The 24,134-nt window shown below is 60.2% G+C and carries 19 protein-coding genes and 1 tRNA gene; 10 read left to right on the plus strand and 10 right to left on the minus strand.

Annotated elements, in window-relative coordinates:
- The first annotated feature begins 241 nt into the window (after positions 1 to 241).
- Both A6U87_RS08455 and A6U87_RS08470 read left to right on the plus strand, forming a co-directional pair.
- A complete protein-coding gene (locus A6U87_RS08455; protein ID WP_065690817.1) occupies positions 242 to 1,405 on the plus strand; it encodes a TMEM43 family protein in 1,164 nt (387 codons plus the stop codon).
- A gap of 1,177 nt (positions 1,406 to 2,582) precedes the next feature.
- Complete coding sequence (locus A6U87_RS08470; RefSeq protein WP_065690820.1) at positions 2,583 to 4,013, plus strand: diguanylate cyclase; 1,431 nt, start codon at positions 2,583 to 2,585, stop codon at positions 4,011 to 4,013.
- A 55-nt stretch (positions 4,014 to 4,068) separates the two neighbouring features.
- On the opposite strand, the gene A6U87_RS08475 is transcribed toward A6U87_RS08470, so the two are convergent.
- The 6 genes from A6U87_RS08475 to xylF form a co-directional block, all read right to left on the minus strand.
- Complete coding sequence (locus tag A6U87_RS08475) at positions 4,069 to 5,046, minus strand: DMT family transporter (RefSeq protein WP_065690821.1); 978 nt, start codon at positions 5,044 to 5,046, stop codon at positions 4,069 to 4,071.
- Between the two features lie 290 nt (positions 5,047 to 5,336).
- Positions 5,337 to 6,032 (minus strand): hypothetical protein, encoded by a 696-nt coding sequence (locus tag A6U87_RS08480; protein WP_065690822.1) that lies wholly within the window; start codon positions 6,030 to 6,032, stop codon positions 5,337 to 5,339.
- A gap of 319 nt (positions 6,033 to 6,351) precedes the next feature.
- A tRNA-Arg gene (locus A6U87_RS08485) sits at positions 6,352 to 6,428 on the minus strand.
- Between the two features lie 118 nt (positions 6,429 to 6,546).
- Positions 6,547 to 7,329 (minus strand): ATP-binding cassette domain-containing protein, encoded by a 783-nt coding sequence (locus A6U87_RS08490; protein ID WP_016554837.1) that lies wholly within the window; start codon positions 7,327 to 7,329, stop codon positions 6,547 to 6,549.
- Between the two features lie 14 nt (positions 7,330 to 7,343).
- Positions 7,344 to 8,654, minus strand: coding sequence for a sugar ABC transporter permease (locus A6U87_RS08495; RefSeq protein ID WP_065690823.1), 1,311 nt, complete (start codon positions 8,652 to 8,654; stop codon positions 7,344 to 7,346).
- Positions 8,655 to 8,907: 253 nt separating this feature from the next.
- Entirely contained in the window at positions 8,908 to 9,948 is a 1,041-nt protein-coding gene (gene xylF / locus A6U87_RS08500; RefSeq protein WP_065690824.1) for a D-xylose ABC transporter substrate-binding protein, read from the minus strand.
- 227 nt (positions 9,949 to 10,175) lie between these two features.
- Here xylF and A6U87_RS08505 point away from each other — a divergent pair, with 227 nt between their 5' ends.
- Positions 10,176 to 11,399: an ROK family transcriptional regulator gene (locus tag A6U87_RS08505; RefSeq protein WP_065690825.1), complete on the plus strand. Its 1,224-nt coding sequence runs from the start codon at positions 10,176 to 10,178 to the stop codon at positions 11,397 to 11,399.
- 95 nt (positions 11,400 to 11,494) lie between these two features.
- Here the strand turns inward: A6U87_RS08505 and iolG are convergent, their stop codons facing one another.
- Positions 11,495 to 12,487 carry an inositol 2-dehydrogenase gene (gene iolG, locus A6U87_RS08510; RefSeq protein WP_065690826.1) on the minus strand — a complete coding sequence of 331 codons (993 nt, stop codon included), beginning with the start codon at positions 12,485 to 12,487 and terminating at the stop codon, positions 11,495 to 11,497.
- 151 nt (positions 12,488 to 12,638) lie between these two features.
- Here iolG and A6U87_RS08515 point away from each other — a divergent pair, with 151 nt between their 5' ends.
- Positions 12,639 to 12,902, plus strand: coding sequence for a hypothetical protein (locus tag A6U87_RS08515; protein WP_065690827.1), 264 nt, complete (start codon positions 12,639 to 12,641; stop codon positions 12,900 to 12,902).
- 6 nt (positions 12,903 to 12,908) lie between these two features.
- Here A6U87_RS08515 and A6U87_RS08520 read toward each other — a convergent pair whose 3' ends face one another.
- Positions 12,909 to 13,388 (minus strand): hypothetical protein, encoded by a 480-nt coding sequence (locus A6U87_RS08520; protein WP_065690828.1) that lies wholly within the window; start codon positions 13,386 to 13,388, stop codon positions 12,909 to 12,911.
- A gap of 57 nt (positions 13,389 to 13,445) precedes the next feature.
- Positions 13,446 to 14,453 carry a LysR family transcriptional regulator gene (locus tag A6U87_RS08525; RefSeq protein ID WP_065690829.1) on the minus strand — a complete coding sequence of 336 codons (1,008 nt, stop codon included), beginning with the start codon at positions 14,451 to 14,453 and terminating at the stop codon, positions 13,446 to 13,448.
- A gap of 271 nt (positions 14,454 to 14,724) precedes the next feature.
- Here A6U87_RS08525 and chvE point away from each other — a divergent pair, with 271 nt between their 5' ends.
- The 6 genes from chvE to araD all read left to right on the plus strand — a co-directional run bounded on the left by chvE (position 14,725) and on the right by araD (position 23,045).
- Positions 14,725 to 15,789: a multiple monosaccharide ABC transporter substrate-binding protein gene (gene chvE, locus A6U87_RS08530; protein WP_065690830.1), complete on the plus strand. Its 1,065-nt coding sequence runs from the start codon at positions 14,725 to 14,727 to the stop codon at positions 15,787 to 15,789.
- Positions 15,790 to 15,885: 96 nt separating this feature from the next.
- A complete protein-coding gene (gene mmsA, locus A6U87_RS08535; protein WP_065690831.1) occupies positions 15,886 to 17,424 on the plus strand; it encodes a multiple monosaccharide ABC transporter ATP-binding protein in 1,539 nt (512 codons plus the stop codon).
- Entirely contained in the window at positions 17,421 to 18,629 is a 1,209-nt protein-coding gene (mmsB, locus tag A6U87_RS08540; RefSeq protein WP_065690832.1) for a multiple monosaccharide ABC transporter permease, read from the plus strand. Before mmsA ends, mmsB begins: the two co-directional genes overlap by 4 nt.
- Before the next feature lie 111 nt (positions 18,630 to 18,740).
- Positions 18,741 to 19,736, plus strand: coding sequence for an AraD1 family protein (gene araD1 / locus A6U87_RS08545; RefSeq protein ID WP_065690950.1), 996 nt, complete (start codon positions 18,741 to 18,743; stop codon positions 19,734 to 19,736).
- 72 nt (positions 19,737 to 19,808) lie between these two features.
- The gene (locus tag A6U87_RS08550) at positions 19,809 to 21,242 is read left to right on the plus strand and encodes an aldehyde dehydrogenase family protein (protein WP_065690833.1); all 1,434 of its coding nucleotides are present in this window, start codon (positions 19,809 to 19,811) and stop codon (positions 21,240 to 21,242) included.
- 63 nt (positions 21,243 to 21,305) lie between these two features.
- The gene (araD, locus tag A6U87_RS08555; protein WP_065690834.1) at positions 21,306 to 23,045 is read left to right on the plus strand and encodes an L-arabinonate dehydratase; all 1,740 of its coding nucleotides are present in this window, start codon (positions 21,306 to 21,308) and stop codon (positions 23,043 to 23,045) included.
- Between the two features lie 139 nt (positions 23,046 to 23,184).
- Here araD and A6U87_RS08560 read toward each other — a convergent pair whose 3' ends face one another.
- Positions 23,185 to 23,922 (minus strand): NYN domain-containing protein, encoded by a 738-nt coding sequence (locus tag A6U87_RS08560; protein ID WP_065690835.1) that lies wholly within the window; start codon positions 23,920 to 23,922, stop codon positions 23,185 to 23,187.
- Positions 23,923 to 24,134: the final 212 nt, after the last annotated feature.

Consider the following 24,134-nt stretch of genomic DNA (forward strand, 5'->3'; position numbering starts at 1 on the left):
TGGCTATCGCTTTGTCGGCGGTACCGAGCATTGGTATCTGAGTGCGTGAGGCGAGCCAGTCGTGAGCCGCGGGCTACTTGTCTCGCAGTCGCGGCGAGGACGTACTCTAGCTCGATGCGATAATTGTCTGGCATCCATTAACTGATGTGGGGGTATTTTGCGCGTCTATATCATTCCCTTCAATCGCTTGCGTATGCGCGCGCAGTGCCAACCCAGAGCATCCACAAAGGTGTCATCAGACATGAGTGTAACTGAAACAACGTCCACGTCTTGGTTCGGGCGACTCAAGAACGCGCTGATCGGTTCTCTCGTCGGAATCGTTCTGCTGGTCGCATGCGCCTGGCTGCTCATCTGGAATGAGGGCCGCGCTATCGGCACATACCGTGCGCTGGCCGAAGGAGCGGCGCAGGTCGAAGCGATCTCGAGTGAGGCGGTCGACCCGGCGAACGATGGCAAGCTCGTCCACATCAGCGGACCGGTCAAACCGCGCGGTTCGCCGCGAGACGGCGAACTGGGTGTCTCGGCCGACGGTGCCGTGGCGCTTTCCCGGCAGGTCGAAATGTACCAGTGGGTGGAAAAATCGGAGAGCAAGTCCGAAAAGAAACTGGGCGGCAGCGAGGAAACGACAACAACCTATTCCTATTCGAAGGAATGGCGCTCGGATGTGGTGCAATCTGGCGATTTCAAGCAAGCCGAGGGCCATCAGAATCCCGATAGCATGCCGGCGAACTCGACATTTGCCGTTGAGCGCGCCAGTGTCGGAGCGTTTTCGGTATCGGGCCAGACCATTGCGGACATCGGCAGCTACTCCGACCTCACGCTGACGGACGACGATCTCGCGCATGTCACGCAGGCGCTCGCCAGTGACAAGCCGTTGAAGAGCACCGCTCACGGCTTCTACGTCGGACAGAGCGCCTCATCGCCCGAGGTGGGGGATCTCCGTCTTTCCTATCAGAGGGTCGATGCAAGGGAAGCAAGCGTCGTCGGCAAGCAGAGCAAAGACACGCTGGTGCCTTACGAGACGACAAACCACCGCGACATCCTGCTCAGCGCAGCGGGCGACACCGATGCCGCCCAGATGTTCAAATCCGCAGAGGCAGAGAATGCGTTCATAACGTGGCTTGTCAGGGCAGGCGGCCTTGTCGGCCTGTTCGTCGGCTTTGTCTGCATCTTCTCGATACTCAGCGTGATCGGCGATGTCGTTCCGTTCATCGGATCGATCGTTGCCTTCGGCACAACGCTTCTGGCATTCGTGCTGACACTGGTCGTGGGCCCGCTGCTAATTGCCATCGGCTGGCTGGCATATCGTCCGGTGCTGTCCATCTGCATCATCGCTGGCGGTGTCGCGCTGGCGATGCTGGCGATGCGCTATCGCAAGGGGAAAGCCGCGCAATCGTCGGCATGACGGCGGCAGCTGCCCTAGTCTTGGAAGAACAGACAATAACTGGCGCATCGAGGTTGCTTGGCACCAGGAGTGATCATCGTGAGATGCGCTTCTGGGGTCGCATTTCACCGACTACGATGTAAGCCCTTTCACGAAACATGACTTTGACGAGGGCAGCGGACGCTCCGCTGGCACATTCAGCTTGAACAAAGTCATGAGGAAGGACCAATTCGCTTGGAAGCCGGTGCAAGCCAAATACGTCAAGTTGCGTTGATCGCTTTATTCGATCTAGCGTGAGACCGCGTTTCCCAACAATCACAAAAGTGAAGTGGGCCTCGTCAGTGGTCAATGCTTCAGCATCGAGACGAGCGTTCAGACTTGCCGCGACACTACCTCCGCTGTTCAGCCGGTCTTGGTAGGGTTGTAGCAGACAAACAGTTTCGACATCCGCTCCCGTTAGCGTCGACGCCATGATGATCTTGCCGATCGGGGCGGCTCGTAGACCATCGCCTATCGATGTCGCGTCAGCGCAGGATGCGGACATTGCCATCGCGCACAATGCAGTGAGTAAAGTGCGCCTATTGAGCCTTCGGGATGCCGCTGCTTTTCCTCTCTCGGTGCCAGACCTTCGCACCTAATCCTGCTACGCGCATCAAGAAATGTCGCGATCAGCGCCTCCAGTTTATCGCGTCATGATGGCATTTTTTCTGAATTCCCGTTAACTGGTTGTTGTGGCGGCTGCAACTGCCGCTGGAATAGACATATCGGGTTGGTCACGGAAATGATGAAGGTTATTAGAAACGTCGCGACCGCTGAAAATGCGCCATATTTGCTCGCCTTGACCGTACTGATCGGTTTGGTGCCAAGGGCTCTGATTGTCGCTGGTGCGCCAGGCTTTGCAGTGGGGACAGCCTGCTTCATCCTAAGCTTGGCTATCTGCGCGGTCGGATTTCTGTCTGGTCGATTTCGCCTGCTCTGGGCGTTATGGTGCGCTTGCTTCGGGGCTATCGTTTGGTCTTTTCGGGATGGCCAGTCCTCTGGGATTGATTTTGGTTTTGCCATCCATTTTGGCTCGATAGCGTGCCCGTCCTTCACCGTTGCGAAGCGTTAACTGCAGTGGCCAAAAATCTCTCAGGGGTAACGGGCATGAAAGTGCTTCCGCGTTACGGTCGGCCGACCTAGCCATCAGGACGCCTCCGTGACACCGCGCTTCACCCAATTTAAGCTGGTAGGACCAGCGATAATCCTCATTGCGATCCTGCTTACAGGGCTCGCGGCCGTTCCTTACTATGGGGTGGCGCGCCTCGACGCGAAGATCCGCGAGCGGCAGGAAACGCTGGTCAAGCGGAACATCTCGATATGGATCTCGGACGTGGAGTTCGCGCTCACGGCGTGGACGATCTGGGACGAGTCCATCGCCAAGCTTGACAACAGTTACGATCCTGAATGGGCCGATCGCAACATCGGCAGTTCGCTGATCGGGACGTCTAGAACCCGCTTCGCCGCCATTCTGGATGCCGGCGATCATATGATCTACTCGAAGACCGCGGATGAGGTGCTGAACCGCCCGTTCTTCCTTCGTGGGGCGGAGGTGATCACAAAAGACGCGGCGTCACTCGTCGCACGCGTTCGCGAGCGCGAAGCCGGCGTGAGGGCGACGGGTATTCCGAACCCCGTCGCTTTCAGCAAGATCGAGGTTATCGGGAGCGATGCGGTGCTCCTGACGGCCAGCCTGTTCCAGCCAGACTTCAGGACGGCAACGCCGCGCGGTGCGCGTGCGCCCGTCCTCGTCTCAGCGGTTCCGATTGCTGGCAGTTTGCAGGAGTTCCTTGGGAATCGCTTCCTTCTCGATGATGCGGCCATCGGCCCACTCAATGCCGTTTCACCCGATCGCGCGCGCGCCGAGATCGCCGTCGGACAAGACGGGCAGCCGGAGGTTCTGTCTTGGCGGCCTCTGACGCCCGCTCGCGACCTTCTCATGCAGTCGCTTCCTCTCGTGGCGACGGTTGCGATCGTGCTTGTCGCTGGCGGCCTGTTCGTCGCGCGGCTGTCGCGGCGTGCGGTGGTGTCGCTGGTCGAGGCGGAGCAGCGTATGCGTCACGCTGCGACGCACGACTTTCTCACCGGTCTTGCCAATCGTTCGATGATCGCCACGGAGTTTGCAAGGCTCTCCAGTGCGGGCAGCCTCACGGTCGCTTGCCTTGATCTCGACGGGTTCAAGAGCGTCAATGACAGGTATGGACACGCCGCGGGCGACGAACTGCTGAAACAGGTGGCCGCGCGTCTCCGGGCCGCAACGCGGCAGGACGACATGGTCTTTCGCCTTGGTGGCGACGAGTTCGCAATCCTCATGCCCTCCGTTCCACTCGGCGAGGCCGAGTGGCGTTGCCGGCAGCTCTCTTCGCTCTTGTCCCAGCCATATGTGCTTGATGGCACGGAAGCATTGGTAGGGGCCTCCTTCGGACTTGGCGAGGTTCCTCCTAGCGCCGGTGAGTCTTGCGATGATGCGCTGAAAAGGGCGGATGGGGCACTTTATGCGGCCAAGGCAAAGGGGCGCGGCACGGTTGTGGTCTCTTCTGGCGCCGGGTTCGCTTCAAACGCGGCCAATTCGCGATCCCGTCTTCGCTGAGAGCGGGCTGTCGCGCCACAGATGATCGCGGCGAACATGCCAACGGCCGGCCCGCCTATGCCTCAGCGGCCGTTGTCTCGCCCTTGGCTGTCGGCTTGCGTAGGACGATCAGTAGCAAACCAGCGACAATCAGCGCCGCGCCTTCCAGATGATAGAATTGTAGCTGTTCGCCAAGGATCAGGTAGGCGAGGATCGCGATGAAGATCGTCTGGATGTAGAGGAGGACGCCGGCGCGGCTCGCCCCCAAGGTCTCGATGCTCCGGTTGAAGAGATAATACATGAGCGCGCCGCCGGGAATGGCCACATAGGCAAGCGCGAGGAGCCCGCTACTGTTCAGCGTGGTGCGATCGTCCGATGCAAGCTCGATCAGGTAGAGGGGAAGCGCTGTGATAACCGCCGCACCGAGAAGCAGCACCAGGAGCGAGAGCCGATCGATATCGAACTTCGCGCGTCTGAGAAGAACAGTATAGAGGCTGAAACAAAAGGCTCCGGCGATGATCCAGAGCTCTCCCGGGTTGAAATCCAATCGCATGAGCGCGGCCGGGCTGCCTTTCACGATGATGACGACGATGCCAACGAAGGCGAGGGCGGACCCGATGACCTGCCAGCGCCCCATTGGCTCTGCCAGAACGAAACGGGCGAGGATCATCGTGATGATCGGGATGAGGGCGATGATGATGCCGGCCGTGGTGGCGTCCGCATGTTCCAATCCGACGAAAATCATTCCCTGACAGATCGCGAGCCCCATGCCGCCGATCACGATCAGCTCCAGCGCCCGCTTTTTCAAAAGCGCGACCATGTCGGCAAAATGCCTCCGGACCATCGGCATCAGGATTGCCCAGGCTATCAGGACGCGCCAGAAACAGAGCGCCCAGGGCGGCATCTCGGGAGAAACCCATTTGGCGGCGATATAGACGCCGGCCGACAACAGCCAGCACAGGACACCAACGGAATAGGCGAGCGAAAGCGAATTGCTTGTCGTCTGTTCCGCCCTGACCTCATCGCGATGGACTGCCAGGAGATGCATAGCCATGGCTGCATGTTATGCCACAGTTTACAACCGCCGCCCATAGGGCGGGCGTCCGCCTCACAGTTCTATGCCACCGCAGGCGTCATTATCCCCGTGCAATTACCGTTTCACCTAACGTGTCGGGAGGCGGCGCGTTTCATAACTTTGGGGTAGTCTTCAGAATAATGGCGCACCCAACAGGAAGCGCTATCACTCCCCGCAAAGCTTTGATTCAACGAGCAAAAACCGGAAGCGACCGACGCTGTGTGGACCACTGATTTCGCCATCGCGCCAGGCCAAGTGGTCGCCTTGTGTTAGGTTATTCGCAGCCAGCCTGCCAACCAGGTTTGCCCCAGCGACAAAACGGAACCGACGCCCATCGTTCCAAACAGGAAGTACAGCGTCCTCATGCGTCGGTGATAAGATTTCAACCCGGCTCCGAATGCAAAGCTCAGGGAAGGGAAGAAATAGGTTTGCAGCAACATGGCCGCCGAAGCGATGACCATTGGCAGTACCGGACTATATGCCGGAATGTTCTTCATCATCCATTCTTGCCAGTGAAACGCAGCAACGAACATCAGGCCTAGGAGGAGGCAGACAATTGGCATCACTATATTGAGATTATGAAGCGGCCACCGACTTGGATTGAGCCAGGAGAACCATAGCTTAGCCGAGTTGAATTCGTTCATGATGTCTTGCTCTAGCGCCAAGACCCATTTTCGGTCGCCCCGTAGTGTATATTGCATTGCCTCAGGGCTGTTCGACAGCGTGATATCTGCCCATGCACCATCGCCGCCCTCTGTTCGCAACCGGATCGCTTCAATCTCGGTTCCGCTAACGAGGCTGTCCGACAGAGCATCTTCGATCTTGTCACTCGAGATCCTTCGCTCACCCTTGAAGCATATCACGATGTCTACTGCGCGGTCGGTTGCCAGGTGTTTTACCATGCGTCGAAGCAGCTGCTCGGTAACTAGGAAGCTGCCTCTTACGGTCTTTTGCGCCTGATACATGGTTCCCCGACTCACTTGCAGTACAGGTTGTTTCCACAATTCATAGCACAACCGTGTGGGCCTATCAGCCGTCCTTGCGAACATGCCAGTTAGTGACTTTAGGGTCAGATCTGCGACAGCGGCTCGGCATAGCCTCCCGTCTGAGAGCGGCTGCTGCCTGCGCGTACGAGTTCATGACCTAGAGCTTGGCCTGGGCTTGCTCGCCAATCGTCTAGGCCTCGTGTGGTCATCCGTCGCGTGCCCGTCGTGTAACAGATGGCTTGCGCCGAAGGTCTTGGGACCGCGGATGTTTTTGCTCTTCAATGCATCAGGAGGATAGTGGCGCACCCGACAGGATTCGAACCTGTGACCTTTGGAATCGGAATCCAACACTCTATCCAGCTGAGCTACGGGTGCATGCCTGAGGCGGTTTGAATCGCCCGTCCGATGGGTGGTTCTTAGCCTAGCTTCTCGCCAGCATCAATCTCCAAAATTGAAAAGTGCGCCGTTCTTGCAAACGGCGCACCGATTGTTGTCAGACCTGCATGGCGCCGGGGCCGGGGATGGCCTTGGGGGGCACCTTGCCGAGGATGATCATCCCGAGCACCTCGTCCTTGGTCACGTCCTCGGTGCGGGCGTGGCCGACGACCTGGCCGTTCTTCATGACCGAGACGCGGTCGGCGAGGTCGAAGACGTCGTGGATGTCGTGGCTGATGAGGAAGATGCCGATACCTTCCTTCTTCAGCTGCTTGATCAGCTCGCCCACCTGCGCCGTCTCCTGCGGCCCAAGGGCTGCCGTCGGCTCGTCCATGATCAGGATCCGGGCGTTGAAGAGGATGGCGCGGGCGATCGCCACGGACTGCCGCTGCCCACCCGAGAGCGCCTTCACCGGCTCCTTGAAGCGGCGGAAGTTGGGGTTGAGGCGGCCCATGACCTCGCGGGTCGAGGCTTCCATGGCGACGTCGTCGAGGGTGCCCCACTTGGTGCGGATCTCGCGGCCGAGATAGAGGTTGGCGGCGGCGTCGACGTTATCGGCGACGGCAAGCGTCTGGTAGATCGTCTCGATGCCGTACTTCTTGGCATCGCGGGGATTGCGGATGTCTGCCGGTTCGCCGTTGATCAGGATCTCGCCGCTGTCGCGCTTGTAGGCGCCTGACAGGATCTTGATGAGCGTCGACTTGCCGGCGCCGTTATGGCCGAGAAGGGCGACGACTTCGCCGGGGTAGAGATCGACCGAGGCATTGTCCACGGCGTGGATGCCGCCGAAGGAGATCGAGATGTTCTTCAGTTCCACAAGGGGAGCGCGTTGATCAGTCATATCTAGGACTCCTCTTACTTCGACCGCGAGCGATAGACGGTGTCGAGCCAGACGGCAACGACCAGCACGGCGCCCACGACGACATTTTGTATGGGGGTATCGACGTTTGCGAGACCCATGCCCGACTGCAGCGACTGCATGACCAGCGCGCCGAGCATGGCGCCGGCGATGGTGCCGGTGCCGCCGGCAAGCGAGGTGCCGCCGATGACGGCTGCCGCGATGGTGTAGAGCTCGTAGGTCGTGCCCTGCGAGTTGGCGGCGGCGTTGAGGCGGGCGGTGGAGATTGCCGCGGCAACGGCTGCCAGGAAGCCCATCAGCGCGAAGATGCGGACCGCGACCCAGCGGGTCTTGATGCCGGCAAGTTCGGCTGCTTCAGGGTTGCCGCCGATCGCGAAGACGTAGCGGCCGAAGCGCAGGCGGGTGGCGATAAAGGTCATAACGATGCCGACGAGAACGGCGATAAGGACGGGCACCGCGATGCCGTAGGAGATGAAGAGCCCCGTTTCCGGCCAGGCGATGTTGTTGGCCTCGGCGTATTTCTTGGCGATCGCCACCGGCCAGTAATAGATTGTCGAGACCCAGATGGCGCCGAGCACCAGCGCGCAGCCGAGTACTGCCAGGAAATATTCGGCCCAGAGCGGCCGGCGCGGGAAGTTGAAGCGCTTGCGCTGGTGGCGCGAGCCGATGATGCCGACGATGATCAGCACACAGGCGACCAGCCCGATGATCCAGCTCCAGGTGGCGCCGACGGAGCCTTCGGCACCGCCGCCCATGATGCGGAACGTCGTGTCGAGGGGGGCGACCGTCTGGCCCGATGTGACGTACCAGGCAAGGCCGCGCCAGGCGAGGAAGCCGCCGAGCGTGACGATGAAAGAGGGGACGCCCAGGAAGGCGATGATGACGCCCTGGAAGAGGCCGATCAGCGTTCCGGCGATCAGGCCGCAGACCAGCGTGATGAGCCAGGTCCAGGAATTGTCGAAGCCGAGATATTGCGGCAGGAACTTCGCCTGGACGACGCCCATGATCATGGCGACGAGGCCGAGCATCGAGCCGATCGACAGGTCGATGTTGCGGGTGACGATGACGAGCACCATGCCGGTCGCGAGAACCGCGATCTCGGTCGTCTGGACCGAGAGGTTCCAGAGGTTGCGTGGCGTCAGGAAGAGCCCGCCGGTGTAGAGATGAAAGCCGATCCAGATGACCAGAAGTGCTGCGACCATGCCGAGCAGGCGCGTGTCGATCTCGGTTGCGCGCAGGAAGCGCGTGAAAGCGTTGCCCTCCGCCGAGCGCGGATGGCTCGATGAGGATTGCGTGATGTTTGCCATGGGTTTGCCGTTTCCCCCATTGTTTGGACTTCTGGCGCGGGTGCCCGAAAGCCCTTGCCGAGGTGCCCTGTTCTTCAAATCGACCACCGAGAGACTTCCGAAGCGGCCGCTCGAGGAGCGGCATCGTTGCGGCAGGGAATCAAAGCGTTCGCGGTGCGTTGCGAGGCGGGGAGCGCTTCATTGGGGCTCCATCCGCATCCAGCGCCGCGGCGAGATCGCCACGGCGCCGGTGTGTTGGTTCAGCTGGCGAGGATTAGTCGCAAGCCTTGACGCTGCCGGCCTTTACGCCCTGGCAAGCTTCAGCCTTGGAGATCCAGCCGGCGTCGATGACGACGTTCAGGTTGTCCTTGGTGATTGCCTGCGGCTTCAGGAAGATCGACTGCATCTTTACCTTCTTCGGGCCGCCATCGAAGGTGGTTACACCGTCGATCTTGTCCATGGTCTTGCCGCCAGCGAGGTCGAGCGCGATTTCAGCAGCGCGCTTGCCGAGTTCGCGGCTGTCCTTCCAGACGGAAACCGTCTGGGTGCCGAGCGCGATGCGGTTCAGAGCAGCCTTGTCGGCGTCCTGGCCGGAGACCGGAACGGTGCCTGCCATGCCCTGTGCGTCGAGAGCAGCCACAGCGCCGCCGGCGGTGCCGTCGTTCGAAGCAACAACGGCGTCGACCTTGTTGTTGTTGGCGGTCAGGAACTGTTCCATGTTGCGCTGAGCGTTCTGCGGCAGCCAGCCGTCGGTGTAGGCTTCGCCAACGTTCTTGATCTTGCCTGCGTCAACAGCAGCCTTCAGGACTTCCATCTGGCCGGCGAACAGGAAGTCCGCGTTCGGGTCGGAAGAAGAGCCCTTGATGAAGACGTAGTTGCCTTCAGGCTTGACCTTGAAGACGCCTTCAGCCTGCAGGCGGCCGACTTCCTTGTTGTCGAAGGTGATGTAGAAGGCAGCAGGGTTTTCGATCAGGCGGTCGTAGCCGACAACAGGAATGCCTTCAGCGGCAGCCTTTTCGATAGCAGGACCGATTGCGTCGCTGTCCTGAGCGAGAACGATGAGGGCGTTTGCGCCCTGCGAGATCAGCGATTCAACGTCGGTGAGCTGCTTTGCGGCAGACGACTGTGCATCAGCGGAAATGTACTTTGCGCCCTTGGCTTCGAGGGCCTTCTTGATGGCGGCTTCGTCGGTCTTCCAACGCTCTTCCTGGAAATTCGACCAGGAAACGCCGACGACGAGGTCGGCAGCCATTGCGGCGGTATGCACCGATACGAGGATGGCAGCACCTGCCATCAGCTTCAAAATTGACTTCATAATGTCCTCCCGAGTGGATTGCGGCCAGCCCCAGCCAGTGGTTCCTCCGGCCGCCGCGGTTCGCTGACGAGAAGGTTCAAATTATTTTCTCGACAGTCGAGAAATTTAGTGTCAGAGATTTTTTCAACTGTCAACACCGCACTACCAGCTTAATTTTCTGCGCGGAAAGGTTGCTGGAGATACGGTGTGAACGAGGGCGGAATGCGAGGGGGAGAGGGCCGGCATATATGCTGACCAAGTCGAGCACGGAGTTGGTCCGGCAGAGAAACAGCGTGCTCGTGCTGTCAGCGCTTCGCAGACACGGCGCGCTGGCGCATACCGAAATTGCGGACTTCACGAAGCTGTCCTCGGCGACCATCTCGGCCATTACCGCCGACCTGGAAAAGGCTGAGATCATTGAGAAATCCGAGCAGCAATCGGCCAGCGGACGAGGGCGTCCGCGGGTGCTGTTTCGGCAGCGGCGCGACTGCGGCTATCTCATCGTCGTGGTCATTTCATCGGATGGCGTGCAGTATTCGCTGGTCGATTATGCCGGCAAGCTGATCGACCGGTTCAGCGAGGAACGGTCGCATGATCCGGCGGGCGCCGAGCGGTTTGTCGCCTCCGTCCAGGACGGGCTTGCACGCATTCTCTCGCGCTCGAAACTTCCGCAGGAGAAGGTGCTGTTGATCTCCATCAGCAGCAAGGGACTGGTGCATGCCACCGATCCCGTGCTCGTGTGGTCGCCGATCTTCGGTGGCGATCAGATCGATTTCGAATCGGCTCTTCGGCCCGCCTGGCAAGCTAGGATCATCCTTGGCAACGAGACGCAGCTTGTCGCAGCCGCGCTCGGCGCGCATGAGGAGAATGCGAGGCCGGCCGAGTTTCGCTCGCTTGCCGCGCTGTCGCTCGGGCACAGCATCGGGCTCGGCATTGTCAGGCGCACCGGGCCGGGGGAGCGGGAAATCTCGGCCCCGAACTTCGGACATATGCTGCACATGGCGAATGGCGGTCTTTGTCGCTGCGGCAGCAAGGGGTGCATCGAGGCTTATGCCGGCTTCTATGCCATTCTGCGCATGGCCTTCGAGGTGCCGCTCGACACGATCCCGGCGAAGTTCGTGCCGGTTGCCGAACTCGACAAGATTGCGGCGCAAGCCCGCCACGGGCATCGCATGTCGTCCTTCGCCTTCAGGCAGGCCGGCATCGCGCTTGGAAACGGGCTTTCGCGTCTGCTCAGCCTGACGGAACGCATGCCGATCGCGATCACAGGTCCCGGAACCCGCTATTATGACCTGTTGCGGCAGGGCATCGAAGAGGGGCTCGGCCAGGCGCATGTGGTGCGGATGGAGGGGATGCCGGAAATCCGTGTCGTGGCGGACGAGTCGATCCTCGTCTTTGAAGGACACCTGGAAAGGGCGCTGTCGGTTATCGATCAGGAACTGGTCATGTCCGGCACGCAGGCAGGCGAATAGTCGTGCATTTCATGGCGCATCATCTTGATGAAACGAGAAATGGCCGGGTAGGGGCCCGGCCATTTCACAGTTGGCTTTCGGTCGGGAGAGGGCCGTCAGCCGATCTTGATGAGCTTGCCTTCCTTGACGGACTGCACCGCCGCGTCCGCAAGGGCGAGTGCTGCCAGGCCGTCGGCGCCGGAGGGCGAGATCTTGGCGCCCTTCTCGATGGCTGCGATGAAGCTTGCGATTTCGTTGGCATAGGCTTCGGTGTAGCGGGTCATGAAGAAATCATGCAGCGGCGGGCGGGTGTAGCCTTCGCCGTTGGCAACCTCGATGGAAACGGGGCGCTGGTTCTCGGCCGATACCATGCCCTTCGAGCCATGCACCTCGATGCGCTGGTCGTAGCCGTAGGTAGCGCGGCGGGAATTGGAGATAATTGCTTGCTTGCCGGATTTCGTCTGCAGGATCACCGAAACGCTGTCGTAGTCGCCGGCTTCGCCGATCGCCTTGTCGACGAGAACGGCGGCCGTGGCGCTGACGGCAACCGGCTCTTCGCCGAGCAGGAAGCGGGCCATGTCGAAGTCGTGGATCGTCATGTCGCGGAAGATGCCGCCCGAACGCTTGATGTAGTCGACAGGCGGGGCGCCCGGATCGCGCGAGGTGATCGTGACCATTTCAACGTCGCCGATTCGGCCGTCGTCGATCGCCTTGCGCACAGCCATGAAGTGCGGATCGAAGCGGCGGTTGAAGCCGACCATCAACTTTGCCTTGGTCTCGTCGACGACCTTGATGCAGGCCCGGACTCGATCGACGTCGAGATCAACCGGCTTCTCGCAGAAGATGGCCTTGCCGGCACGGGCGAAACGCTCGATCAGATCGGCATGGGTGTCGGTCGGGGTGCAGATGACGACCGCGTCGATATCCTTGGCAGCTTCGATCGCTTCGATCGTGCGGACCTCGCAGCCATAGGCGGATGCGATCGCTTCGGCCGCCGGCGGAAACGCGTCGGCAACGGCGACGAGCTTGGCATTGGTATCGCCGCTGACGGCCTTTGCATGCACCTTGCCGATGCGACCGGCGCCGAGAAGACCAAATCGGACTGTCATGAAAACCTCCCTTGGTTCGGAATGAATGAACCGAACTTAGCTTATTCTGGAATTTTCATTCCATTTAATGGGCGCGGCGTCAAGCCGTCGCTCTTTCACATTTGCAGAAACCACCCTAAAGACATTCGACAGGTTTACACATGGGAACAAGATGCAGCTGATCGATCCGAACCATCCCGCCTATCGTCCGGTCTGGGCGCGCATGCTGATCGTGGCAGTCTGTTTCGGCTGGGCGTTGGTGGAGGCCTTCAAAGGCGACCCCTTCTGGGCGGTGCTGGCAGGCGGTGCCGGTTGCTATTCCGTGTACATGCTGTTCTGGAGCTACAAGCCACCGGCCGCCGCAGAGCCGGAAGCGCCCGCCGTAGCGGAAGAGCCTGCAGCACCGGAAACGCCTACCCCCAAGGACGCGGATTAATTGCCGTCAGCGGCTTAGTCGCCGTATCGCCTCGTCGATCAAAAGGTTTGCGATCGTCATCCGCGCTGACGCCGGCTCACGGAATTTCGGGTGCACGCCGTCAGGGTGATTCGATTTTGCGAACGAGCGCCGCTTTTCGCCGAGACTCTGAACAGTGTCACGCGCCGAGATCGCGAGCTCGGCTGCGACATCCTGCGGGGACGTCCGGGCGAGATGCGCCGGCATGGATGGCTCCGGTTCGGGCTCCGGGGGAGGCGGGACGATCGCCGCAGGCTCGATCACCGCGACTGTCTCCGGTTCGAGGTTATCCAGATAAGCTTGGCCAGGTTGGGCGGAGGCGACAGAAATGCCTTCCATGACGTCGAAAGCGAGGCCGGTCGGAAGCCCATGGATGCGGGGCGATACTACTATCGCTTCATCATCAAGGTCCTCATCCGCTTTCAGGCGGTTGAGCACGGACTGGAATACCGATTGGCCAAACAGCATCTGTGCGGCTCCTTTCAACGGGCGGCATTAGAACCGGTCAACATGGAGCAGAACTTGTCAGATGCCGCCGACCTTTTTGCTTTCGGCCAGAACCATGTCGTAGAGCAGCCTTGCGCTTGGCGGCAGGGCGCGCTCCTTGGCGGTGATCAGGCTGTAGGGCCGGACATTGATCTCGAAATCGATCGGCAGGATCCGGACGTCGGCCGCTCTCGATCGTTGCGCGGCGAGAAACTGGGCGACGTCTATGGCGATCGGCGCAATGGCATTCGTCTGGCAGATGATCGCACAGGTCAGCAGCAGCGACGATGTGTTGACGATGTTTTCCGGCAGCGGGACGCCATGGCCGATGAACAGATCCTCGACGGTTCTGCGCAGCAGCGTGCCGGGTGGCTGGAAAACCCAGTCGTACTGCGGCAGGTCCTCGAGGCTCGCCACCTTCTTCTTCAGAAGCGGGTGACCACTGCGGACAATGAGGCAGGCGCGCTCGATGCCGATCTCCTGGACCTCGAAGAGCCGCGGATTGAGATCGTCCGGGATCCGGCTGATGATGAAGTCGTGACGGGCGGCGAGGAGTTCGCGCGCAAGGACGTTGCTCGTCTCGACCTGTATGTTCACTTCAATGCCGGGGAACGCGCCCCGCACCTGTTTGATGGCCGGGACGACGAGGCTCATGGCCGGCGCCGTCACCGCTCCGATGAACACCGAACCACCTTTTCCGGTCTTGAGTTCGCCAATCTCGCGGCTTGCTTCGCGAAGCTCGAGCATGATCTTTCGGGCCCGTCTGGCAAGGGCCGCGCCGAAGGTCGTGAGGACTACTCCGCGGGCGACGCGCTCATACAGAGAGGTCTTAAGAATCGTTTCCATTTCCGACAACATGCGCGACGCGGCCGGCTGCGAAATGTTCAGAGCCTCGGCAGCCGCCGAAATCTGCCCGCTATCTTCGATTGCGACGATCATGCGCAGGTGATTCAGCTTAAGTCCCGACCTCAAAAGGCCGTCATCGCCAAAAATATCGGTCTGGATATCCACATGATCGACCGCTGAGGGGTCGGAAATAATCGCCATGGTTGCAGCCTCCCAACTGCGTTCCATTAAAAGTAATACTTTTTAACGATATACCAAATTTGTTATGCCTTTTGCCAGTTATTCTATTTGACAGTTATAGGAATCCATACCAGTTTGCCGCCGTGTGCTGGTTGGCACTCAACACGTGAGAGCGTGGAGGAGACCTACTTCGTTTCTCACCATATGAAGTATTATCCAAGACGAAACCTGCCACAGTTTCGGGGCGGGCGATTTTTCGTCCGCGCGTTTATTAACTAAGGGAGAGAGAGATATGAAAACCATTATCTCATTGATGGCAGCGGCGGCCTTCGGCGTCGCGTCGTTCGTTATGCCGGCTATGGCTGCCGACAAGGGGACTGTCGGTATCGCAATGCCTACGAAGTCGTCCGCGCGCTGGATCGACGACGGCAACAACATCGTCAAGCAGCTTCAGGAAGCCGGTTACTCGACCGACCTGCAGTACGCTGACGACGACATTCCGAACCAGCTGTCTCAGATCGAGAACATGGTCACGAAGGGCGCGAAGGTTCTGGTCATTGCCGCTATCGACGGCACGACGCTTTCCGACGTTCTCCAGAAGGCCCACGACGCTGGCATCAAGGTCATCGCTTATGACCGTCTGATCCGTGACTCGGGCAACGTCGACTACTACGCGACGTTCGACAACTTCAAGGTCGGCGTTCTGCAGGCTGGTTCCATCGTTGACGCCCTCGGCCTCAAGGATGGCAAGGGTCCGTTCAACATCGAGCTTTTCGGCGGTTCGCCGGACGACAACAACGCCTTCTTCTTCTATGACGGCGCAATGTCTGTTCTGCAGCCTTACATCGACAGCGGCAAGCTCGTCGTAAAGTCCGGCCAGACCGGCATGGACAAGGTCGGTACGCTGCGTTGGGATCCGGCAACGGCCCAGGCTCGTATGGACAACCTGCTCTCGGCTAACTACACCGACGCGAAGGTCAATGCAGTTCTGTCGCCTTACGACGGTCTGTCCATCGGCATCATCTCGTCGCTGAAGGGCGTCGGCTACGGCTCTGGCGATCAGCCGCTCCCGGTCGTTTCCGGTCAGGACGCTGAAGTTCCTTCGGTCAAGTCGATCATCGCTGGCGAGCAGCACTCCACGATCTTCAAGGACACCCGTGACCTCGCAAAGGTTACCGTCGGCATGGTCAACGCTCTGATGGAAGGCAAGGAGCCTGAAGTCAACGACACCAAGACCTACGACAACGGCGTCAAGGTCGTTCCGTCCTACCTGCTGACCCCGGTTGCAGTAGACAAGACCAACTACGAGAAGATCCTCGTAGAAGGCGGCTACTACAAGGCTGACCAGCTGAAGTAATCGTACCAAGTTGGCCGGAACCCGCTTCTTGCGGGTTCCGGTCTTCACTTTTATGATCGCCGCGCCCCTTTTGGCTGCTGGCGCTGGATGTTGACCATGGACAATACAATCCTCGAAATGCGGAACATCACCAAGACGTTCCCAGGCGTGAAGGCGCTTGAGAATGTGAACCTCAAGGTTCGACAAGGTGAGATTCACGCATTGGTGGGTGAAAACGGGGCCGGAAAGTCGACCCTGATGAAAGTTCTCTCCGGCGTTTACCCCGCCGGCACCTATGACGGCGAGATCGTCTATGAAGGTGACGTCCGCAACTTCAAGGTCCTGAAGGACTCCGAAGAGATCGGCATCGTCATCATTCACCAGGAGCTGGCGCTCGTGCCGCTTCTGTCTATCGCCGAAAACATTTTCCTCGGCAACGAAGTCGCCAAGAACGGCATCATTGCATGGCAGGAAGCCTTCAAGCGCACGAAGGAACTGCTGAGCAAGGTCGGCCTGAAGGAATCGCCCGAAACGCTCGTCACTGATATCGGCGTCGGCAAGCAGCAGCTCGTCGAAATCGCCAAGGCACTGTCGAAGAGCGTCAAGCTGCTGATCCTCGACGAGCCGACAGCGTCGCTCAACGAAAAGGACTCCGATGCGCTGCTCGAACTCCTGATCGAGTTCCGCAACCAGGGCCTGACGTCGATCATCATCACGCACAAGCTCAACGAAGTGCGCAAGGTCGCCGACCAGATCACGGTCCTGCGCGACGGCATGACGGTGAAGACGCTCGACTGTCAAACCGAAGAGATCAGCGAAGACATCATCATCAAGAACATGGTGGGTCGTGAGCTGGCGGATCGTTATCCGCCGCGCTCCGTGCCGATCGGCGAGACTATCCTCGAGGTCAAGAACTGGAACGCGTTCCACCAGCAGCACCGCGATCGCCAGGTTCTGCATGACATCAACATCAACGTCCGCAAGGGCGAGGTGGTCGGCATCGCCGGGCTGATGGGCGCGGGCCGCACCGAGTTCGCGATGAGCGTTTTCGGCAAGTCCTATGGTCACAAGGTTTCGGGCGAAGTCTTGATGCACGGCAAGGCAGTCGATGTCAGCACGGTTCGCAAGGCGATCGACTCCGGTCTCGCCTACGTGACCGAAGACCGAAAGCATCTCGGCCTCGTGCTGGGCGAGAACATCGTTCACAACACGACGCTTGCCAACCTTGCGGGCGTCTCCAGTGCCACGGTCATCGACACCATCAAGGAATCGAGGATTGCGTCGGATTATCGCTCGAAGCTGCGTATCCGCAGCTCCAGCATCTTCCAGGAAACGATCAATCTCTCGGGCGGAAACCAGCAGAAGGTGGTTCTGTCCAAGTGGCTGTTCTCCGATCCTGACATCCTGATCCTCGACGAACCCACTCGCGGTATTGATGTCGGTGCAAAATACGAAATCTATACTATCATCAACCAGCTCGCCGCCGATGGAAAAGGCGTTCTGATGATCTCATCGGAAATGCCGGAACTGCTTGGCACGTGCGACCGCATCTACGTCATGAATGAAGGACGTATCGTTGCGGAACTGCCAAAGGGAGAGGCGAGCCAAGAAACCATCATGCGCGCTATCATGCGCTCAGGGGAGAAGAAACAATGACTCCGGTCAACCCTTCAGCCACCGAGGAAAGCAACGTCGTATCCGTTGCCGACTATATCCGCGCCAACATCCGCGAATACGGCATGCTCATCGCGCTCGTCGCGATCATGGTGTTCTTCCAGTTCTACACGGGCGGCATCCTGTTCAAGCCGGTCAACCTGACGAACCTGGTTCTGCAGAACTCCTTCATCGTCATCATGGCGCTCGGCATGCTGCTCGTCATTGTGGCCGGCCATATCGACCTTTCGGTCGGCTCCATCGTCGCCTTCGTCGGCGCGGTCGCGGCTATCATGACCGTCAACTGGCAGATGAACTTCGTGCTTGCGGGCGTTCTCTGCCTGATCATCGGTGGCGCCATCGGCGCTGCGCAGGGCTACTGGATCGCGTATCACCGCATTCCGGCCTTCATCGTCACGCTAGCTGGCATGCTAGTCTTCCGCGGCCTGACGCTGTTCGTCCTCGGTGGCAAGAACATCGGTCCGTTCCCGAAGGATTTCCAGGTCATCTCCACCGGCTTCCTGCCGGGTGACATGATCGACGTCGCCGGCACTCCGCTGCATTCGACATCGCTGGTTCTGACCGTGATCGGCACCGTCGTGCTCTTCTATCTCGCCTGGCGCCGCCGCAAGGTCAACGAAAGCCACGGCATCGATGTCGAGCCGATGAGCTTCTTCCTGGCCCAGAACGGCATCCTGTCGGTCGCTATCCTGTTCCTCGGCTACCAGCTGTCGAGCTACAAGGGCCTGCCGAACGTTCTCGTCGTCATGCTCGTGCTTATCGCGGCCTATGCCTTCGTCACGCGTCGCACCACGATCGGCCGTCGCATCTACGCCATGGGCGGTAATGAAAAGGCTACCAAGCTTTCGGGTATCAACACCGAGCGCCTGAGCTTCTTCACCTTCGTCAACATGGGCGTTCTGGCCGGTCTCGCCGGCATGATCATCGCGGCCCGCCTGAACTCGGCGACGCCGAAGGCCGGCGTCGGCTTCGAGCTGGACGTTATCGCGGCCTGCTTCATCGGCGGTGCCTCGGCATCCGGCGGCGTTGGCAAGATCACCGGTGCCGTCATCGGCGCGTTCATCATGGGTGTGATGAACAACGGCATGTCGATCGTCGGTCTCGGCATCGACTTCCAGCAGATGGTCAAGGGCCTCGTGCTCCTCGCTGCCGTCTTCTTCGACGTCTACAACAAGAACAAGGGCTAAGCGCTTCGGCGCTGCCCACGCATTCGCAGTGAAATGAACTTGCACATCCGGCTCCTTCGGGAGCCGGAACGGCGGAGCATATTCCGCGCTATCGAAAGAAGGATGAAGACCGTGCTTATTTCGCAGATCAAGGGTTCGAACGGAGAGGTCATCGTCGCCGTGCGCGAGCCGGGCGGTACCGCGAAAGCCGTCAAGAACGCCGCCAGCGTCTATGCGCTGGCAATGGAAGCCGCGAATGGCAGCAAGTCGCTGGTGTCAGTGATCGAAGCGCATGGCCTGGGCGATGCCGTCGATCTCGAAAAGGCTTACGCCGAAGGCCGCTTCCTGCCGCCGATGACGCATCCCGACGCGGCGCATCTGCACCTGACGGGCACGGGCCTGACGCATCTGGGTTCGGCGGCAACGCGCGACAGCATGCACAAGAAGACCTCCGAGGCCGCCGAGGAAACCCTCACGGACTCGATGAAGATGTTCAAGATGGGCCTTGAGAACGGCAAGCCGAAGGACGGCGAAAAGGGCGTTCAGCCCGAGTGGTTCTATAAGGGCAACGGCTATGGTTCCGCTGCACCGGGCGCACCGCTCGTTTCTCCGTCCTTCGCGCTCGATGGCGGCGAAGAGCCTGAAATGGCCGGGATCTATGTCATCGCTCAGGACGGCACGCCGTTCCGCATCGGCTTTGCGCTGTCGAACGAGTTTTCCGATCACGTCACCGAACGGATCAACTACCTCTACCTCGCGCACTCCAAGCTGCGTCCGGCAAGCTTCGGCCCGGAAATCCGCATCGGCGCTGCGCCGAACGATATTCGCGGTACCTCGCGTATCAAGCGCGGCGACAAGGTGATCTTCGAGAAGCCGTTCCTGTCCGGTGAAGCGAACATGTCGCACACCTTCGCGAACCTCGAATACCACCACTTCAAGTACGGCCTGTTCCGTGTGCCCGGCGACGTTCACGTCCACATGTTCGGCACGGCGACGCTGTCGTTCGCCGAAGGCATCAAGGCTGAAGAGGGCGATGTCTTCGAAATCGAAGTCGCCGAATTCGGTCTGCCGCTGCGCAATCCGCTGAAGATCGACGCTGAAGAAGAGATCGTCGTCAAGCAGCTCTGAGTTTCTGATGGCCGGGCGCGTATGCGTGTCCGGCCATTCTTTCATAAGCGGTAGAGGAGGCTGTTTCAGCCCATGACCATTTATCAGAACCTGATTGGCGGCGAATGGATCGGCTCGGACGCGACCGAGAATATCAACCCGTCCGATACCAATGAAGTCGTCGGTCTCTATGCCGATGGCTCGGCTGAAGACACGAAGAACGCGATCGCCGCCGCCAAGGCAGCTTTTCCCGCATGGTCTCGCTCCGGCATCTGGGAACGCCACGTCATCCTGAAGAAGGCTGGCGACGAGATCATGGCCCGCAAGGACGAGCTCGGTGCGCTGCTGGCCCGCGAAGAGGGCAAGACCCTTCCCGAAGCGATCGGCGAAACCATCCGCGCCAGCCAGATTTTCGAATTCTTCGCAGGCGAAGCCCTGCGCCTTGCCGGTGAGGTCATTCCGTCGGTGCGCCCGAACATCGGCGTCGAGATCACCCGCGACCCGCTCGGTGTGATCGGCATCATCACGCCCTGGAACTTCCCGATCGCCATCCCGGCCTGGAAGATCGCGCCGGCGCTCTGTTATGGCAACACCGTCGTCTTCAAGCCGGCGGAACTGGTTCCTGCCTGCTCGTGGGCGATCGTCGACATCCTGCATCGCGCGGGCCTGCCGAAAGGCGTGCTCAACCTCGTCATGGGCAAGGGCTCGGTCGTCGGCCAGGCCATGCTCGACAGCCCCGACGTATCGGGGATCACCTTTACTGGATCGACGGGCACCGGCCGGCGCGTTGCCGCTGCCTCGCTCGAACATAACCGCAAGTTCCAGCTGGAGATGGGCGGGAAGAACCCGATGGTGGTTCTTGATGATGCCGACCTCGACGTTGCCGTCGAGGCCGCCGCCAATTCCGGCTTCTTCTCAACCGGCCAGCGCTGCACGGCCTCGTCGCGCCTGATCGTCACCGAAGGCATCCACGACAAGTTCGTGGCGGCGCTGACGGCAAAGCTCGAGACCCTTGTGGTGGACAACGCCTTGAAGGCGGGAACCCATATCGGTCCTGTCGTCGACGAGAAACAGCTGAAGACCGACACCGACTACATCGAGATCGGCAAACAAGAAGGCGCCAAGCTGGCCTTTGGCGGCGAGCTCATCAGCCGCGAGACGCCCGGCTTCTACCTGCAGCCGACGCTCTTTACCGAAGCGACCAACGAGATGCGTATTTCGCGCGAGGAGATCTTCGGACCTGTCGTCTCTCTTATCCGGGTCAAGGATTACGAAGAGGCGCTGGCGACGGCCAACGACACGCCGTTCGGCCTCTCCTCCGGCATTGCGACGACGAGCCTGAAGCACGCGACGCACTTCAAGCGCAATGCCGAGGCCGGCATGGTGATGGTCAACCTGCCGACGGCAGGTGTCGATTTCCACGTTCCGTTCGGCGGGCGCAAGGGCTCGTCCTACGGCCCGCGCGAGCAGGGCAAGTACGCGGCAGAATTCTACACAATTGTTAAAACCAGCTACACGCTGGCTTGACGACCAACTGGTGATCCGGGCCGTCACGAGGGCGGCTCGACATCCCTTAAAAGGCAGAAGAAAATGTTCAAGAAAGCGGAATGGCCGCGTAAACTTCGATCGCAGGAATGGTACGGCGGCACGAGCCGCGACGTGATCTATCACCGCGGCTGGATGAAGAACCAGGGACATCCGCACGACCTGTTCGACGGACGCCCCGTCATCGGTATCCTCAACACCTGGTCCGACATGACGCCGTGCAACGGCCATCTGCGCGAGCTTGCCGAAAAGGTGAAGGCTGGTGTGTGGGAAGCCGGCGGCTTCCCGATGGAAGTTCCGGTATTTTCGGCTTCTGAGAACACGTTCCGCCCGACGGCCATGATGTACCGCAACCTTGCGGCGCTCGCTGTCGAAGAAGCGATCCGCGGCCAACCGATGGACGGCTGCGTGCTGATGGTCGGCTGCGACAAGACCACGCCGTCGCTGATCATGGGCGCTGCTTCCGTCGACCTGCCGTCGATTGTCGTCACCGGCGGTCCGATGCTGAACGGTTATTTCCGCGGCGAGCGCGTCGGTTCGGGCACGCACCTGTGGAAGTTCTCTGAAATGGTGAAGGCCGGCGAGATGACGCAGGCCGAATTCCTCGAGGCAGAAGCCTCGATGAGCCGTTCGTCGGGCACCTGCAACACGATGGGCACCGCATCCACGATGGCGTCGATGGCCGAAGCGCTGGGCATGGCGCTGTCGGGCAATGCTGCGATCCCGGGCGTCGACAGCCGCCGCAAGGTCATGGCGCAGCTTACCGGCCGCCGCATCGTGCAGATGGTCAAGGATGATCTGAAGCCTTCCGACATCATGACCAAGCAGGCCTTCGAAAACGCCATCCGCACCAATGCGGCGATCGGCGGTTCGACCAACGCCGTCATCCACCTGCTCGCCATGGCTGGCCGCGTCGGCATTGACCTGACGCTCGACGACTGGGACCGTTGCGGCCGCGACGTGCCGACCATCGTCAACCTGATGCCGTCGGGCAAGTACCTGATGGAAGAGTTCTTCTACGCCGGCGGTCTGCCTGTCGTGCTGAAGCGCCTCGGTGAAGCCGGCCTGTTGCACAAGGATGCGCTCACGGTGTCGGGCGAAACCATGTGGGACGAGGTCAAGGACGTCGTCAACTGGAACGAAGACGTCATCCTGCCGGCCGAAAAGGCGCTGACGCAGTCGGGCGGCATCGTCGTCCTGCGCGGCAACCTCGCGCCGAAGGGCGCAGTTCTGAAGCCGTCGGCAGCTTCGCCGCATCTCCTGACACACCGCGGCCGCGCCGTGGTCTTCGAGGACATCGACGACTACAAGGCGAAGATCAACGACGACAATCTCGACATCGACGAGACATGCGTCATGGTCATGAAGAACTGTGGTCCGAAGGGCTATCCAGGCATGGCCGAAGTCGGCAACATGGGTCTGCCGCCGAAGGTGCTCAAGAAGGGCATCACCGACATGGTGCGCATCTCCGACGCGCGCATGTCCGGCACGGCCTATGGCACCGTCGTTCTGCACACCTCGCCGGAAGCCGCTGTCGGCGGTCCGCTGGCGGTCATCAAGAACGGCGACATGATCGAGCTCGACGTGCCGAACCGCCGCCTGCATGTCGACATTTCCGACGAGGAAATGGCGCGCCGCCTGGCGGAATGGAAGCCGCAGCACGACCTGCCGACCTCCGGCTACGCCTGGCTGCACCAGCAGCACGTGCAGGGTGCCGACACCGGCGCCGACCTTGACTTCCTCAAGGGTTGCCGCGGCAGCGCCGTGGGCAAGGACAGCCACTAAGCGTTCGGTTTCGATCGCGCGATTAACGAAGAAGGCGGAGCGAAAGCTCCGCCTTTTTTGGTTTTGTTGGGCAGAGCGACGATTGGGGGCACCGGATCGCGAGGAGTCCGAGCCATTGAGCTAGGTGCGGAGGCTTCCATCAGTTCGTCTTTTGCCGTGCCGGTTTCGCTCTGATACGCAGCAGCTTGCCGTCTGCCTGATCAAGTTCGAAGGCGTTCGTCTTGCGAATCAGGTCACTCAAGTTCTTGGAATTGTACGTCCGATAACTGAAACCGGAAGGCAGTCGGACAAGTCGTGTGCCGACGCCATTGAGCGCAACCCAGCCGTTATCGCTGTCCATTTCGGTGATGACTTTCAGGATGATCGGTGTCGCAGCGCTCGGTGGTCGTAACGAGGCTGCCAGTTGTGCGCCGGTGGCAGTGGTTGGTGTCGCGGGCAGATGCAGGTTCTCGATGTTGATGAAGCGTCGGCAAGCATTTTGGAAACTCTCGGGTGTCTTCTTGTTGCCGAAGCCGAACACATCGATCCCCTGTTCTCTGATCCGTAACGCAAGCCGGGTGAAATCGCTGTCGGACGAGACGATGCAGAAGCCATCGAAGCGGCCGCTGTGGAGCAGATCCATCGCGTCGATGACAAGCGTGATGTCGGACGCGTTCTTGCCAACCGTGTAGGCAAATTGCTGTTGCGGGATGATGGCATGCCTTGCCAGCACGTCGATCCAGCCTTTCGACCGTGCATTGGCGAAGTCGCCGTATATGCGGCGCACGCTCGCATCGCCGATCTTTGCGATCTCCTCGAACAGTCGGTCCGCGATCTTCGCCGGCGCGTTATCGGCATCGATCAGCACGGCAAGGCGCGGCAAGTGAATTTCTGGCATGCGCACTACCTTCTCTTTGAGAGACTGACGAAGGATGAGTGAGCAGGGGATGGATCGCAACTACCGCGATGATTCTATAGTTTATAAATCGCCTATAAATGGTGTCCGCATTGTGACTTGGCTTATTCTCATCGGTATCGACCTGATGCTCGAAGAGTGGGCGGTTGCGTCCCGAGCCAGATAGAAGGCGGAGATGCAGCTTCGGCTTGCTC

The organism is Rhizobium sp. AC44/96, assembly GCF_001692185.1.
Lineage (GTDB): Bacteria > Pseudomonadota > Alphaproteobacteria > Rhizobiales > Rhizobiaceae > Rhizobium.

What these genes read in the sequence shown, in the direction of transcription:
- A6U87_RS08455 (WP_065690817.1), top strand. Translation starts at nt 242, where the DNA reads ATGAGTGTAACTGAAACAACGTCCACGTCTTGGTTCGGGCGACTCAAG.
- A6U87_RS08475 (WP_065690821.1), bottom strand. Translation starts at nt 5,046, where the DNA reads ATGGCTATGCATCTCCTGGCAGTCCATCGCGATGAGGTCAGGGCGGAA.
- A6U87_RS08480 (WP_065690822.1), bottom strand. Translation starts at nt 6,032, where the DNA reads ATGTATCAGGCGCAAAAGACCGTAAGAGGCAGCTTCCTAGTTACCGAG.
- A6U87_RS08490 (WP_016554837.1), bottom strand. Translation starts at nt 7,329, where the DNA reads ATGACTGATCAACGCGCTCCCCTTGTGGAACTGAAGAACATCTCGATC.
- A6U87_RS08495 (WP_065690823.1), bottom strand. Translation starts at nt 8,654, where the DNA reads ATGGCAAACATCACGCAATCCTCATCGAGCCATCCGCGCTCGGCGGAG.
- xylF (WP_065690824.1), bottom strand. Translation starts at nt 9,948, where the DNA reads ATGAAGTCAATTTTGAAGCTGATGGCAGGTGCTGCCATCCTCGTATCG.
- A6U87_RS08505 (WP_065690825.1), top strand. Translation starts at nt 10,176, where the DNA reads ATGCTGACCAAGTCGAGCACGGAGTTGGTCCGGCAGAGAAACAGCGTG.
- iolG (WP_065690826.1), bottom strand. Translation starts at nt 12,487, where the DNA reads ATGACAGTCCGATTTGGTCTTCTCGGCGCCGGTCGCATCGGCAAGGTG.
- A6U87_RS08515 (WP_065690827.1), top strand. Translation starts at nt 12,639, where the DNA reads ATGCAGCTGATCGATCCGAACCATCCCGCCTATCGTCCGGTCTGGGCG.
- A6U87_RS08520 (WP_065690828.1), bottom strand. Translation starts at nt 13,388, where the DNA reads ATGCTGTTTGGCCAATCGGTATTCCAGTCCGTGCTCAACCGCCTGAAA.
- A6U87_RS08525 (WP_065690829.1), bottom strand. Translation starts at nt 14,453, where the DNA reads ATGGCGATTATTTCCGACCCCTCAGCGGTCGATCATGTGGATATCCAG.
- chvE (WP_065690830.1), top strand. Translation starts at nt 14,725, where the DNA reads ATGAAAACCATTATCTCATTGATGGCAGCGGCGGCCTTCGGCGTCGCG.
- mmsA (WP_065690831.1), top strand. Translation starts at nt 15,886, where the DNA reads ATGGACAATACAATCCTCGAAATGCGGAACATCACCAAGACGTTCCCA.
- mmsB (WP_065690832.1), top strand. Translation starts at nt 17,421, where the DNA reads ATGACTCCGGTCAACCCTTCAGCCACCGAGGAAAGCAACGTCGTATCC.
- A6U87_RS08550 (WP_065690833.1), top strand. Translation starts at nt 19,809, where the DNA reads ATGACCATTTATCAGAACCTGATTGGCGGCGAATGGATCGGCTCGGAC.
- araD (WP_065690834.1), top strand. Translation starts at nt 21,306, where the DNA reads ATGTTCAAGAAAGCGGAATGGCCGCGTAAACTTCGATCGCAGGAATGG.
- A6U87_RS08560 (WP_065690835.1), bottom strand. Translation starts at nt 23,922, where the DNA reads ATGCCAGAAATTCACTTGCCGCGCCTTGCCGTGCTGATCGATGCCGAT.